Raw genomic sequence first — 14,002 nt, 5'->3', positions numbered from 1 at the left:
TGCTCTAGTCCAGATCCGCCGGAGCGGACAGTGTGCCGCGAACGGCTGTGGCGGCCGCCACAGCCGGGGACACGAGGTGCGTTCGCCCACCCTTGCCCTGGCGGCCTTCGAAATTGCGGTTCGACGTGGATGCGGAGCGCTCGCCGGGCGCAAGCTGATCAGGGTTCATTCCCAGGCACATCGAGCAGCCGGCCTGACGCCATTCCGCGCCTGCCGCAACGAAGATCTCACCGAGACCTTCGGACTCGGCCTGAGCACGAACACGCATCGATCCGGGTACAACGAGCATCCGAACACCCTCAGCGACCTTGCGGCCCTTCAGAACGTCCGCAACTGCCCGCAAATCTTCGATACGGCCGTTGGTGCACGATCCGACGAAGACTGTGTCGATCTTGATCTCGCGCAAAGGCATCCCCGGCTCGAGGTCCATGTAGCGCACTGCCTTCTCGGCTGCCAGGCGTTCGGTCTCGTCGGCGATCTCATCCGGAATCGGCACCGCTCCGCCGAGCGGAAGCCCCTGCCCCGGATTGGTTCCCCACGTCACGAACGGGGTCAATGCGTTGGCATCGATGTGGACCTCGGCGTCGAAAACGGCGTCCTCGTCCGTCTTCAGCTGTTCCCACTCGGCCACCGCAGCGTCCCACTCGGCACCTTGCGGTGCGTGCGGACGTCCCTGGAGGAATTCGTAGGTGATGTCGTCGGGTGCAATCATTCCTGCGCGGGCACCCGCCTCGATCGACATGTTGCAGATGGTCATCCGAGATTCCATCGACAGCTTGCGGATCGCCTCACCGCGATACTCGAGCACATAACCTTGTCCGCCGCCGGTACCGATCTGAGCGATGATCGCGAGAATCAGGTCTTTACTCGTGACACCCGGTGGCAGTTCGCCATCGACGTTGATCGCCATCGTCTTGAACGGGCGCAGCGACAAGGTCTGTGTCGCCAGAACGTGTTCGACCTCGCTGGTGCCGATACCCATCGCGATCGCGCCGAACGCACCGTGGGTGGCAGTGTGGCTGTCGCCGCACACCACCGTCATGCCGGGCTGGGTCAGTCCGAGTTGAGGTCCGACCACGTGGACGATGCCCTGCTCGAGGTCGCCCATGGGATGCAAGCGCACGCCGAACTCTTCGCAGTTTCGGCGCAGCGTCTCGACCTGCGTGCGCGACACCGGATCAGCAATCGGCTTGTCGATGTCGATTGTCGGGACGTTGTGGTCTTCGGTCGCAATCGTCAGATCGAGACGACGCACGCCTCGTCCGGCCAGCCGCAGACCGTCGAACGCCTGCGGGCTCGTTACCTCGTGTACGAGATGCAGGTCGATGTAGATCAGGTCGGGTCTACGCGCCGATCCCTCTCCCTCACCGCGCACAACCACGTGCTGGTCCCACACCTTCTCTGCCAGAGTCTTTCCAGCCATCTTCTCCACCTGTCGTACGTGCCGTGCGCGAACCCGGATCTCAGGGCTGTCCGAGTCGCGCCTGGTGCCGTGTCCGTCTCGAATCGGATGCGCTATGCTTCCCACTATGCGAGACGGATGTATCGACCTATGAGACAGCATAGCGGGATCGGCGTGCTGGACAAAGCTATGGCGGTGCTCCATGCGGTAGCGGAGCAACCATGCAACCTCAACGAGCTGTGTGCGCGCACCGGTCTACCGCGCGCAACTGCCCACCGCCTCGCGGTCGGGCTCGAGGTACATCGCCTGCTCATGCGTGACGGCGACGGCCAATGGCGCCCGGGGCCCGGTCTGGCCGAACTGTCTGCGGGCGCGGGCGATACGCTCCTCGAAGCCGCCTCACTGGTCCTCCCCCGCCTTCGCGAGATCACGGGAGAGAGCGTGCAGCTGTACCGCCGGGACGGCACCCAGCGCATCTGCATCGCCGCGCTCGAACCTCCGACCGGCCTACGCGACAGTGTTCTCGTCGGCGCGCGTCTGCCCATGACGGCCGGATCCGGCGCCAAAGTTCTGCTCGCATGGGCCGATACGGCCACCCAGCGCACCCTCCTCCCCGATGCCGCATTCGGGGAACGCGTGCTCTCCGAAGTCCGTCGGCGAGGGTGGGCGCAGAGCGCAGCCGAACGCGAGCCAGGTGTAGCCTCCGTGGCTGCGCCGGTACGTGACAGCAATGGCACAGTCGTGGCAGCGATCTCGGTCTCCGGCCCGATCGACAGAATGGGCCGCCGGCCGGGGGCCCGCTGGGCCGCCGACCTGCTCGCCGCCGCAGACGCTCTGCACAAGCGCTTGTAATCCGCGGGTTTCACGTCGCCGCAACGCTGGACGCGTTGGTGGCACACCCCAGCGGGGTGTGCCACAGTTCTGCGCATGGGAACGAATCGCCGCGCAGAGATCACGATGACAGAACCGGAAATCAGCGACTTCCTACACCAGAGCCGCGTTGCCACACTGGCGTCGCTGGGACCGCACGGCGCACCACATCTGGTGGCCATGTGGTACGCCGTGCGTAACGGCGAGATCTGGTTCGAGACGAAGGCGAAATCGCAGAAGGTCGTCAACCTTCGCCGCGACCATCGCATCACGGCACTCGTCGAGGCCGGCGATACGTACGACCAATTGCGCGGCGTCTCGATCGAAGGCCGTGCCGAGATCGTCGACGATCGCGACATCCTGTTCGACGTCTGCAAGGACGTGTGGGAACGCTACACCGGCCCGTACACCGATGCCATGCGCCAAGCCGTCGAACAGATGATGCACAAGAGGGTGGCGGTGCGGGTGGTACCGCAACGCGTTCGGTCCTGGGACCACCGCAAGCTCGGAATGCCCGCGGTTCCTCTCGGCGGCACGACAGCCGCGTATCTTCCTCGCGCCGGTCGCTGACTGCAATATTCACGCGACAAGTCCGCTCCCGTCGCGCTACATTCGCCATCAGGAGGGAGGTAGGACAATGACCGACCCGGCAAAAGAACGCATCAGGGCAGAGTTCCTCGCAGCACTCGAACGCAAGAAGCAGAACAAGAACGGCGGCACCGCACACCTCGACGCGACGTCGAAGGCGCACGGGCCGCACGCGAACGCCGATCATCATCGGCAGTTCCGGCGCAAGAGCGGGTGATGGAAACGAAAGAAGACCCTCCGGAGATCCGGAGGGTCTTCTTCGTTGTAGCCCCGATGGGATTCGAACCCACGCTACCGCCGTGAGAGGGCGGCGTCCTAGGCCGCTAGACGACGGGGCCGAGAACTTACCCGGACTCGATCGACCGTGTCCGGCGATCGAACCCTACAGAAGAAGAATCCCTCCGACCCGGAGGTCGGAGGAGATCCATGGTAGCCCCGATGGGATTCGAACCCACGCTACCGCCGTGAGAGGGCGGCGTCCTAGGCCGCTAGACGACGGGGCCAGGATCTTCTTCTGTTTGCGCTCCCCGGAGGAAGCTCAGCCAGCCTAAACCGGCAGAGATACGATAGCAAATCACCGTATCGCAGCTGGGGTACCAGGACTCGAACCTAGAATGGCTGAACCAGAATCAGCTGTGTTGCCAATTACACCATACCCCAATGGTCTGTTCCTTCGGCCTGCGCTGTTCGCGCTCCGGCCTCCGTTCCGAACCGAGAAGAAGATTAACACCAAGGGGGTACGGAACCACAAATCGCCTGTTCAGAGCCATAAGTTTGCTCGCCTTCCCCGAACGGGTCCATCCCCCAGGAAGCCCCGAAGGGCAACCGCCCGTACCGGCGATTGCCCTTCTCCTGAGGGTCGGTCCGATCCGACCTCAGCATCGGTCAGACGATCGTGGCGCGGGCCGCCCGCAGACGCGCGAGCGACCGCTCGCGGCCGAGCAGTTCCATCGACTCGTAGAGCGGCGGGCTCACATGCGAGCCCGTCACGGCAACGCGAACAGGCGCGAACGCCTTCCGCGGCTTGAGGCCGAGATCGTCGATCAGTTTCGTCTTGAGCGCACCCTCGAGTTCTGGGGTGGTCCATGCGTCGAGGCCCTCGACGGCCGCAATCGTCGCGTCGAGCACCGCCGCGGCATCGTCTTTGAGGTTCTTCGCCGCGGATGATTCGTCCAGTTCGAAGTCCGCCTCGTCGACGAACAGGAACTTCAACAGGCCCCACGCATCGCTGAGGACGACGATGCGGGTCTGGACGAGGTCTGCGGCCACTGCGAAGAGTCTGTCGTCGACGTCTGCGGTGATGTGCCCGTGCTCGACAAGGAATGCCTTCAGGCGGGTCGCGAAGTCGGCGGGCGCAAGCAACCGGATGTGCTCGGCATTGATCGCATCTGCCTTCTTCTGGTCGAAACGGGCCGGATTCGAGTTGACCTTGGAGATGTCGAACGCTGCGACCATTTCTTCGAGCGAGAACACGTCACGGTCGTCGGCGAGCCCCCAGCCGAGGAGTGCGAGGTAGTTGAGCAGGCCCTCGGGAATGAATCCGCGGTCCCGGTGAAGGAAGAGGTTCGACTCCGGGTCGCGCTTGGACAGCTTCTTGTTGCCCTGGCCCATCACGAACGGCAGATGCCCGAACTCAGGCGTGAAATCAGCCACACCGATGCGCTGCAGTGCTGCGTACAGCGCGAGCTGACGAGGCGTCGAGGAGAGCAGATCCTCGCCCCGCAGCACATGTGTGATCTTCATCAGAGCGTCGTCGACCGGGTTCACGAGCGTGTACAGCGGGATCCCGTTGCCTCGGGTGAGTGCGAAATCGGGCACGGTACCCGCTTTGAACGTTGTCTCACCGCGCACGAGGTCGTTCCAGGTCAGATCCTCGGCGGGCATCCGGAGCCGCACGACCGGCTTGCGCCCCTCGTCGAGGTAGGCCTGCCTCTGTTCGGCGGTCAGGTCACGGTCGAAATTGTCGTATCCCAGCTTGGGATCGCGGCCCGCCGCCTTGTGCCGCGCTTCGACCTCCTCGGGCGTCGAGAACGACTCGTAGGCCTCACCGGCCGCGAGGAGCTTCGCGACGACGTCGAGATGCAGATCCCGTCGCTGCGACTGCCGGTAGGGCTCGTAGGGGCCACCCACCTCCGGACCCTCGTCCCATTCGAGACCGAGCCAACGCAATGCGTCGAGGATTGCCTGGTACGACTCCTCACTGTCCCGGGCGGCGTCGGTGTCTTCGATACGAAAGACGAACGTGCCGCCGTGGTGCCGCGCGAATGCCCAGTTGAACAAGGCGGTGCGCACAAGGCCGACATGCGGGGTGCCGGTCGGGGACGGACAGAAACGGACGCGAACTTCGCTGGTGGTCATCGGCTCACTCGGGTCGAGGGACGGAAATTCAAAGACCCTCCCAGGCTAGCCCTCGACCGCGCCGCGGGAACGGCGGACCGACAGCTCAGGCGCCCTTGCCGACCACGGGGTTGGTGAGCGTTCCGATCTTCTCGACCGTGACCGAGACGGTGTCGCCGGCCTCGATCGGCCCGACGCCCTCCGGCGTACCCGTGAGGATCACGTCGCCCGGCAGCAAGGTCATGATCGCCGATACCCATTCCACGAGTGCGGGAATATCGTGCACCATCATCGAAGTCCGGCTGCGTTGACGAGGCTGTCCGTTGACCTCGGCAGAGATCTCGAGATCCGAGGCGTCGAGATCGGTTTCGATCCAGGGCCCGAGGGGGCAGAACGTGTCGTGCCCCTTGGCGCGGCCCCATTGACCGTCCTTCGCCTGATGGTCACGGGCGGACACGTCGTTGGCGACCGTATAGCCGAGGATCGCCTCGCGGGCCTTCGCCGCGGTGACGTCCTTGCACGGGCGACCGATCACCACCGCCAGCTCGGCCTCGTGGTGCACGAGCGACGTGTTCCGCGGAATCACGATGGGCGCCCCCGGTCCGATGATGGAGGTGTTGGGCTTGAGGAAGATCACAGGTTCCTCGGGGACATCGTTGCCCATCTCCTCCGCGTGGGCCGCGTAGTTGCGCCCGACCGCAATGACCTTGCTCGCCAGGATCGGTGCGAGTAATCGCACATCCGCAAGCGGCCAGCTCCGGCCGGTGAACGTGGGCGTACCGAACGGGTGCTCGGCGATCTCTTTCGCGATCGCAGAGTCTCCCTCGCCTTCGATGCTGACGAAGGCGACACCGTCCGGACTGGCAATTCGACCAAGGCGCATGCCGGGAGTCTATCGGTCGCCCGACCCTTGGATCGACGCGCGGCCCCCGCAGGTATAGAGTTCTCCCAGGTTTCAAATAACGGGATTTTTATCTCAGATAGTGAGAAACAATGAGTGTCCTCACCATCGGGAACCGACGATGGCTGATCCTGGCGCTGGGCGTCTTCGCCCAGACCGCCCAGGCGACAGTGGTCAACGGTGCCGCATTCCTCATCCCCACCTGGCACGACGACGCCGGATACACCCTCGCTCAGTCGGGAACCCTTGCTGCCGCACCACTGTTCGGCGGAATGTTCACCCTCGTCGCGTGGGGTGCCCTCGCCGATCGCTTCGGCGAACGCCTCGCCCTGTCCACAGGCATGGCGATCACGGCCACCGCAGTCACCGCTGCGACGTTCACCACGTCACCGGCCGCCCTCGGAGTTCTTCTCGCGTGTGCCGGCGCGGGCGCAGTGAGTGCCAACGCTGCGAGCGGTCGCGTCGTGGTCGGCTGGTTTCCGATACATCAGCGCGGGCTCGCAATGGGTATCCGTCAGATGTCGGTGCCGCTCGGCGTCGCCGCCTCCGCACTCGTCATTCCGCAACTGGCACGCGAGCACGGGACCGCCTGGGCACTGGCCTTTCCCGCGATCGTATGCGGCGTCGCCGCCGTGGCGTGCGCAGTGGGGATCGTCGACCCGCCTCGTCCCGACCGGGCCGAGGCAGCGCGCACCGGAGCGTTGACGAACCCGTACCGGACCGGCGCTGAGCTGACCCGTATCCATGTCGCATCGATCCTGCTCGTGATTCCCCAATACGTCGTGTGGACATACGCGTTGGTCTGGCTGATCGCCGACCGCGGATGGGACGAGACCGGCGCCGGGCTGGTCATCACCGCGGCACAGATTCTCGGGGCGCTCGCGCGAGTCGTGGTGGGCGCGTGGTCGGACCGTGTCGGCAGCAGACTGGGCCCGCTGCGGATCGTGTCGGCGATCACCGCGGTGTCGATGCTGGCACTCGCAGCAACCTCACTCGCAGACTCCCCCGCAGCTGTTGCGGTGCTGCTCCTCGCCTCGGTCGCATCGTCGAGTCCGAACGGCCTCGCGTTCACGGCGGTCGCCGAAATAGCGGGACCTTATTGGGGTGGACGGGCACTCGGCGTCCAGAACACCGGTCAGTTCGTCTTCGCCGCCGCCGTGGGTCCGGTATTCGGTGCGCTCATCGCGACGGTCGGCTTTCCGTTGGCATTCACTCTGTCGGCGATCGCACCCGCGGCCGCGATTCTGGTGGTGCCGAAGCGGGACTGAGGTCGTGCGTGGTTCCGATGGCAGCTGCCATCGGAACCACGCACCGTCGCTCAGAGTGCGGCGGTGATACGGTCGCCGATCTCGGTGGTCACGACCGGCGAATCACCGCGTGAGGCCAGATCTGCCTCGACCGCGGACTCGACACGCGCGGCATCTTCGTCACGTCCCAGGTGACGCAGCAGCAGCGCCGTGGACAGGATCGCGGCCGTCGGATCGGCGATGCCCTTGCCGGCGATGTCCGGCGCCGAGCCGTGGACCGGCTCGAACATCGACGGGTTCGTTCCCGACGCATCGATGTTGGCGCTCGCAGCCAGGCCGATACCGCCGGTGACCGCACCCGCGAGATCGGTGATGATGTCGCCGAACAGGTTGTCGGTGACGATGACATCGAAACGCGACGGGTCGTCGACCATGTAGATGGTCGCCGCGTCGATGTGGCAGTACGCGGTCTCCACCTCCGGGAACTCCTTGCCGACCGTCTCGACCGCGCGGGTCCAGATCGCGCCGGCGTTGGACAGCACATTCGTCTTGTGGATCAGCGTGAGGTGCTTGCGGCGGGTCTGCGCCAGCTCGAACGCATAACGCACGACGCGCTCAGCACCGAACCAGGTGTTCACCGACACCTCGGTGGCGATCTCGTGCGGGGTCCCGACGCGGATCGCACCGCCGTTGCCGGTATACGGCCCCTCGGTGCCTTCTCGCACCACGACGAAGTCGATGTCCGGATTTGCCGCGAGCGGAGACTTCGAACCCGGGTACAGCCGCGACGGACGCAGGTTCACGTGGTGGTCGAGCGCGAACCGCATGTTCAGCAGCAGGCCCCGCTCGAGGATACCGGGGCCGACGAGCCGCGGGTCGCCGATCGCACCGAGCAGGATCGCATCGTGCTCGCGGATCGCCGCGAGATCGGCCTCGGGCAGAAGCTCACCGGTCTCGTTGTACCGGCGCGCACCGAGATCGTACTCGGTGGTCTCGAGGTCCGGAACAAGCTTGTTCAGGACCTTCAGCGCCTCGGCCGTGACCTCGACACCAATGCCGTCACCGGGGATGACCGCAAGTTTCATTTTATGTGCTCTCTTCCTGTGCGACAGTGGCCGCGACCGTCCGGGACGGTCGCGGCCACTGAACGGTGCAAAGCGATGATCAGGACAGGTCGACCTGCGCCACGCGCGCGTCGAGCTGTTCGACGATCTGCGCGACCTCTGTCTCCGGGACGAGCTGCGCGACGCGCAGGATGACAGTTGCGCCGGGGCCTTCGGCGTCCTGGCTCAGTGCTGCAGCCTGGATATCGATGCCGGCGTTACCCAGCACGGTACCGAGGGTGCCGAGAACGCCCGGCCGGTCCTGGTAGTGGACGATGAAGTTGTGCCCTTCGGCACGCAGATCGAAGCTGCGGCCGTTGATGTTCACGATCTTCTCGACCTGCTGGAGTCCGGTGAGGGCGCCCGCGACGGTGGTGACGCCACCGTCGGCGGCCACAGCGCGTACCTCGACCGAACTGCGGTGGGTCTGGGCCTCGCTGACGCTCTCGACCTCGATGCTGACGCCGCGCTGCTCGGCGAGCTGCGGAGCGTTGACGAAGGTGACCGGCTCGTCGCTGCTGGCCGAGAAGAGGCCCCGCAGCGCCGCGAGACCGAGGATCTCGACATTCTCCACCGACAGCTCGCCGCTCGCGATGACCTGCACGTTCTGGACGGCTTCCGGCGACAGGGTGCCTGCGAGCAGACCGAGCTTGCGGACGAGTTCGAGCCACGGTGCAACCTCTTCGCCGACCGGGCCACCGGAGACGTTGACCGCGTCGGGAACGAACTCGCCGGCGAGCGCAAGGAGCACACTCTTCGCAACGTCGGTGCCTGCGCGGTCCTGCGCTTCTGCGGTCGAGGCACCCAGGTGCGGGGTCACGACGACGTTGTCGAGGTCGAACAGCTTCGAATCGGTGCACGGCTCGGTGTTGAACACGTCGAGACCGGCTGCACGAACCTTGCCCGACACGAGCGCGTCGTACAGTGCGTCCTCGTCGATGAGCCCACCGCGCGCAGCGTTGACGATGATCACGCCGTCCTTCGCCGTGGCGAGACGCTCCGCGTTGATCAGACCCGCGGTTTCTTTCGTCTTCGGCAGGTGAACCGAGATGAAGTCGGCGCGCGAGACGAGCTCGTCGATGTCGACGAGTTCGATGCCGAGTTGTGCGGCGCGAGCGGCAGGCAGGTAGGGGTCGTACGCGATGACGTGGGTCTCGAACGCGGCGAGACGTTGTGCAAACAGCTGACCGATCCGGCCGAGGCCGACGACACCGACCGTCTTGCCGAGGATCTCGGTGCCGTTGAAGCTCGAGCGCTTCCAGGTGCGCTCACGCAGCGTGCGGTCGGCGGCGGGCACCTGGCGTGCTGCAGACATCAGCAGTGCGACGGCGTGCTCGGCGGCGGAGTGGATGTTCGAAGTGGGAGCGTTGACCACCATCACGCCTCGCTCGGTGGCGGCGGCGATGTCGACGTTGTCGAGACCCACACCGGCGCGGCCGACGATCTTCAGCTTCGGAGCTGCGGCGAGGACTTCGGCGTCGACGGTCGTGGCCGACCGCACCAGCAATGCGTCCGCGTCGGGCACCGCAGCCAACAGGGCCGGGCGGTCCGGGCCGTCCACCCAGCGCACCTCGACTCCGTCACCGAGGGCATCGACGGTCGATTGCGCAAGCTTGTCGGCGATCAGGACAACTGGACGGCCATTCTGGCTCACGTGCAAACTCCCTGTGTCGTGTAGGTGGTGAACAGTCGACGGCGCGGGTACCTGACGGTAGGCGTGTTCAAGCCGTGACCGCCCATAGTTTAGTGCCCCTGCGGTCTCAGCGGGCCCACGGGGATGCCGCAGTACTCGCCGGTACTCACTGGAACGACACGAACACCGGTTTCGGCTCGACAGTCATGGTCTGCTCGGGTGTGAATGTGGGCACATCCTCGTCTTGACTTCCACCTCCGCGTGAACGCGGAGGATTCCTACGCAGCCGCACCAGGTGGTGAGGTCTGTTCAGCGGGTTCCTGCTTCACCGGGTCCGCGCATGCAAGCACACGTCTTACGCTCCCTCCACAAGCGTTTACCCTCTCCACCAGCCCGGCGGCGAGCATCACATTCACAGCAGCGTTATAGTCCCGATCCAGCCGCATACCGCACGACGGGCACACCCACACCCGCACATTCAACGGCTTCTTCCCGTCCCGCACCCCACACCCAGAGCACACCTGCGAAGTCGGCTCCCACTGGCTGACGGTGTGCACCGCCCGGCCGTGCTGGGCAGCCTTCTCGCCGATCAGGCAGGTCAGGCTCGACCAACCGGCATCGTGCACCGACTTCGCCACCCTCGTACGCGCCAAACCCGCCACCGACAACCCCTCGAGAGCGACCGCTTGGTTTTCGCGGATCAGCCGAAGAGCGAGTTTGTGGTGATGATCCAACCGCGTCTCGCGCACCTTCCGGTGCGCCGCGGCAACCTTTCGGCGCGCCTTGTCCCGATTCTTCGATCCTTTCGTGGTGCGCGAGTAGGCCCGTTGGGCGCGGACCAGCCGACGTTCCTTCGATCGCAGCCAGCGGGGATTGGCAATCTTCTCGCGGGTCCCATCGTCGTAGACGATCGCCGCAAGATCGGTCAACCCGACGTCGACACCCGCGCATCGGGTCGGAGCCGGCTGCGGGACAACCACAGCGGGCACGGGTTCGTCGACGACGAAGGACACGTAGTGGCGGCCGTCGGCCTCGCGGATCACCGTCACGCTCGACGGATCCGCCGGCAACGGTCGCGACGCCTCATACCGGATCCGCCCGATCTTCGGCAGGCGCACCAGCCCGATACCGCCGCCCGGCTCGAGAACCGAGAACCCGGCGTTGCGGGTGAAACGAGCAGACTGCCGGTGTGTCCGCTTCTTGAACCTGGGAGCGCCGACCTTGCGGCCCTTGCGTTTGCCGGTGCGGGAGTCGAAGAAGTTAGCGTACGCGCGGTGCAGGTCCGCCAGGGACTGCTGCAACGGCACCGAGGACACCTCCGCGAGCCACGCCCGTTCGGGAGTTGTTTTCGCGGCGGTCAGCGCCGCTGACAACTCGCTCTTGCTCGGGATCGACCGGCCCGTTTTGCGGGCGGATTCCCTCGCGGCGAGGGCGTCGTTGAACACGACCCGGCAGCACCCGAACAGCTGGGACAGCGACTTCTGCTGTTCTCCGCTCGGGTAGGCGCGGTAGCGGTATCGCTTCAACACGCCAGCACGATAGCATTTGGTGCCATGGGTAAGTAAGAGATCATCAGAGTTGGTAGACAAGCAATTTGGAACTGTCGTGTACATTTGGTGTTCGTCACAAAATACCGCCGCGGCGCCTTCACCGGTCCGATCTTGACGGACTGCGAGCAGATCATGCGGAAGGTGTGCGCCGACTTCGGGTGCGAGCTGCGGGAGTTTAATGGGGAAGACGACCACGTGCACTTGCTGGTGGAGTTCCCCGCGACGGTGCAGTTGTCGAAGCTGGTGAACTCGCTCAAGGGGGTGTCCTCGCGGCACCTGCGCCGCGACCATGTGGAGCATGTGTCTCGGTATCTGTGGGGCGGGCATTTATGGTCGCGGTCGTATTGCCGTGGCACGGCCGGTGGTGCGCCCCTGTCCGTGATCGCCGAGTACGTGAAGTCCCAACGCCGGCCTGCGTGATAGTGATTCACCTCCACCGTGAACGATGGTGCACTCTCACCCGAACAGGTAGAAACAACGTCGCCACACCAACAACATCGGTGACAATCCGGACACCGATGATCCATCGGGTCACTCCTGGCCGTCACCGGATTCGGCGCTGCCGTCCCCTGATACAGCACTACCGTCGACAACATCGCGGGGCGGTGCGTCGACTTCAGTGCGACCGATACCCTCGTCATCGCGGTGACGAAACGCGATGACTCCGGCCCGGACCGTCGGGTGGAACCGGTCGTCGCCGAAGCGGCCGCCGGTGGCCATTCTCCGCAGTCGATCCTTGACCGGTCCCTTCATCGCCGCGAAATCGAGTCGGACCCCTTTGCGCCGGAGATCTTCGTCGAGTTCCTCGAGGGCCTCCACTGCGGTGGTATCGAGATCGGTGATGGGTTCGGCTGCGAGAATGACCCACTTCACGGGATGTTCGGCGCGGGAAACCCGCTCGCGCACGTATCGCGTGAGAATCGCCCCGTTGGCAAAGAACAGCGGCGCATCGAAACGGACCAGCACCAGCCCTTCGATCCGATGGCCCTCGGGGTGCCGATCGATGTCGTGATATCCCGCGACGTCGCGCAGTTCCACGAGTTCGGTGCGGTGGGGCTGCCAAGCCCGCACGACGACGACGATCAACGACAGGCCGATTGCGACGAGGACGCCCTGCAGGACTCCGGCGAATGCGACGCCGGCGAACGCCGCGATCGACAATCCGAATTCGACCTTGCTGACCTTCCACAGATGCCGGACGGCCCTCACGTCGATCAGAGCGCTCGCCGCCACGATCACCACTGCACCGAGCGCGGCCTGCGGAAGGTACGCCGTCAATCCGGGCGCCATCAGAAGAAATGCCAGAACCGTGAGCGCTCCTACCGCACCGACGAGTTGTGTGCGGCCCCCGGCATCCTCGACGACCGGCGTTCGGCTGCCACTCCCGCACACGGGGAAGCCGCCCGTGAGGCCCGCCGCGACGTTGACCGCGCCGAGGGCACGCATCTCCGAACTTCCGTCGACGTCCTCACCGTGCCGCAATGCGAACGTCCGGGACAGGACCGCCGTGTCGGCATACGCGATGAGCGCGATCGCAACGGCCGGACCGAGCAGTTCGGCCACATCGTTCCATCCGACGCCGCCGAGCGCCGGCGCGGGGAAGCCCGCGGGTAGTTCTCCCACCATCGCCATCCGGTCGGTCAGGGAGAACACCGCGGTCACCAGTCCGGCCCCGACGACGGCGATGAGGACGCCCGGTATCACCGGAACGAATCTGCGCACCACCAGGATCGTGAGGATGCAGGCCAGGCCCATCGACAGCGCGTACCACTGTGGGCCGTCCTCGATCACGTCGTCGACGACATCCGCGAACTCGGGCAGCACACCGGATTCGTCGTCTCCTGTGCCGAGCAGCAACGGCAGTTGGGCCACGATGACGATGACCGCGATCGCGTTGAGAAAACCGATGCGGATCGGATTGGACAGCAGTTCGGTGACGAACCCGAAACGCAGGATACCCGCGAGCAGGAGTATCAGGCCGACAAGAATCGCCAGGACGCCGGCAAGGGCAATCGCACGTTGCGGATCGCCACCGGACGCGAGCGGGACCACGGCGGCTGCAATCAATGGGGCGAGCGCGGAATCCGGTCCGAGAACGAGAATTCGGGACGGCCCCACGAGCGCGTACACGAGCATCGGCACGATCGTCGCGTACAGGCCGGTGTAGGGAGGCAGGCCTGCAGCTTGCGCGTATCCCATCCCGGCAGGTACCAGGAGTGCGCTCAGGACCAGTCCGGCGGTGATGTCGCTGCGCAACCACCGACGCTGGTAGGTGCGTGCCACGGCTACGCCAGGGAGCCGGCCGGGAGCGGTCCAGAACGACATCAATTCAGTATCTCTTCCGCGCGGTATGCGCGAGTGCGGTACCGGA

General features: G+C 65.4%; 12 protein-coding genes and 3 tRNA genes. 5 read left to right on the top strand and 10 right to left on the bottom strand.

Features of this window, described 5'->3' with window-relative positions; genetic code table 11:
- Nucleotides 1–4: 4 nt before the first annotated feature.
- Nucleotides 5–1,423 carry a 3-isopropylmalate dehydratase large subunit gene (leuC, locus tag HCA61_RS01945; RefSeq protein WP_206039486.1) on the bottom strand — a complete coding sequence of 473 codons (1,419 nt, stop codon included), beginning with the start codon at nucleotides 1,421–1,423 and terminating at the stop codon, nucleotides 5–7.
- A gap of 129 nt (nucleotides 1,424–1,552) precedes the next feature.
- Between leuC and HCA61_RS01940 the strand changes: the two genes are divergently transcribed.
- The 3 genes from HCA61_RS01940 (at nucleotide 1,553) to HCA61_RS01930 (ending at nucleotide 3,077) form a co-directional block, all read left to right on the top strand.
- Nucleotides 1,553–2,254 (top strand): IclR family transcriptional regulator, encoded by a 702-nt coding sequence (locus HCA61_RS01940; protein ID WP_169686111.1) that lies wholly within the window; start codon nucleotides 1,553–1,555, stop codon nucleotides 2,252–2,254.
- Between the two features lie 75 nt (nucleotides 2,255–2,329).
- A complete protein-coding gene (locus tag HCA61_RS01935) occupies nucleotides 2,330–2,842 on the top strand; it encodes a PPOX class F420-dependent oxidoreductase (protein ID WP_169686109.1) in 513 nt (170 codons plus the stop codon).
- 67 nt (nucleotides 2,843–2,909) lie between these two features.
- Nucleotides 2,910–3,077 (top strand): DUF5302 domain-containing protein, encoded by a 168-nt coding sequence (locus HCA61_RS01930; RefSeq protein WP_169686107.1) that lies wholly within the window; start codon nucleotides 2,910–2,912, stop codon nucleotides 3,075–3,077.
- Nucleotides 3,078–3,125: 48 nt separating this feature from the next.
- On the opposite strand, the gene HCA61_RS01925 is transcribed toward HCA61_RS01930, so the two are convergent.
- The 5 genes from HCA61_RS01925 to HCA61_RS01905 form a co-directional block, all read right to left on the bottom strand.
- A tRNA-Glu gene (locus tag HCA61_RS01925) sits at nucleotides 3,126–3,198 on the bottom strand.
- A gap of 89 nt (nucleotides 3,199–3,287) precedes the next feature.
- A tRNA-Glu gene (locus HCA61_RS01920) sits at nucleotides 3,288–3,363 on the bottom strand.
- Nucleotides 3,364–3,448: 85 nt separating this feature from the next.
- Nucleotides 3,449–3,520 (bottom strand) — tRNA-Gln (locus tag HCA61_RS01915).
- 225 nt (nucleotides 3,521–3,745) lie between these two features.
- Nucleotides 3,746–5,218 carry a glutamate--tRNA ligase gene (gene gltX / locus HCA61_RS01910; protein ID WP_169686105.1) on the bottom strand — a complete coding sequence of 491 codons (1,473 nt, stop codon included), beginning with the start codon at nucleotides 5,216–5,218 and terminating at the stop codon, nucleotides 3,746–3,748.
- 85 nt (nucleotides 5,219–5,303) lie between these two features.
- The gene (locus HCA61_RS01905) at nucleotides 5,304–6,080 is read right to left on the bottom strand and encodes a fumarylacetoacetate hydrolase family protein (protein WP_169686103.1); all 777 of its coding nucleotides are present in this window, start codon (nucleotides 6,078–6,080) and stop codon (nucleotides 5,304–5,306) included.
- A gap of 110 nt (nucleotides 6,081–6,190) precedes the next feature.
- Here HCA61_RS01905 and HCA61_RS01900 point away from each other — a divergent pair, with 110 nt between their 5' ends.
- Complete coding sequence (locus HCA61_RS01900; protein ID WP_169686101.1) at nucleotides 6,191–7,366, top strand: MFS transporter; 1,176 nt, start codon at nucleotides 6,191–6,193, stop codon at nucleotides 7,364–7,366.
- Between the two features lie 50 nt (nucleotides 7,367–7,416).
- Here HCA61_RS01900 and HCA61_RS01895 read toward each other — a convergent pair whose 3' ends face one another.
- From HCA61_RS01895 to HCA61_RS01885, 3 genes are all read right to left on the bottom strand, one after another.
- Complete coding sequence (locus HCA61_RS01895; protein WP_169686099.1) at nucleotides 7,417–8,430, bottom strand: 3-isopropylmalate dehydrogenase; 1,014 nt, start codon at nucleotides 8,428–8,430, stop codon at nucleotides 7,417–7,419.
- 79 nt (nucleotides 8,431–8,509) lie between these two features.
- A complete protein-coding gene (gene serA / locus HCA61_RS01890; RefSeq protein WP_169686097.1) occupies nucleotides 8,510–10,102 on the bottom strand; it encodes a phosphoglycerate dehydrogenase in 1,593 nt (530 codons plus the stop codon).
- 257 nt (nucleotides 10,103–10,359) lie between these two features.
- Complete coding sequence (locus HCA61_RS01885; RefSeq protein WP_346777467.1) at nucleotides 10,360–11,610, bottom strand: transposase; 1,251 nt, start codon at nucleotides 11,608–11,610, stop codon at nucleotides 10,360–10,362.
- Between the two features lie 39 nt (nucleotides 11,611–11,649).
- Between HCA61_RS01885 and tnpA the strand changes: the two genes are divergently transcribed.
- A complete protein-coding gene (gene tnpA / locus HCA61_RS01880) occupies nucleotides 11,650–12,051 on the top strand; it encodes an IS200/IS605 family transposase (RefSeq protein WP_169686839.1) in 402 nt (133 codons plus the stop codon).
- A 111-nt stretch (nucleotides 12,052–12,162) separates the two neighbouring features.
- On the opposite strand, the gene sulP is transcribed toward tnpA, so the two are convergent.
- Nucleotides 12,163–13,956, bottom strand: a complete 1,794-nt coding sequence (gene sulP, locus HCA61_RS01875) for a sulfate permease (protein ID WP_169686095.1) — start codon at nucleotides 13,954–13,956, stop codon at nucleotides 12,163–12,165.
- Nucleotides 13,957–14,002: the final 46 nt, after the last annotated feature.

Source organism: Rhodococcus sp. HNM0563, from assembly GCF_012726195.1.
GTDB lineage: Bacteria > Actinomycetota > Actinomycetes > Mycobacteriales > Mycobacteriaceae > Rhodococcus.
Note: the sequence above shows the minus strand (reverse complement) of the source record. Positions and strands in the feature narration are given on the sequence as shown.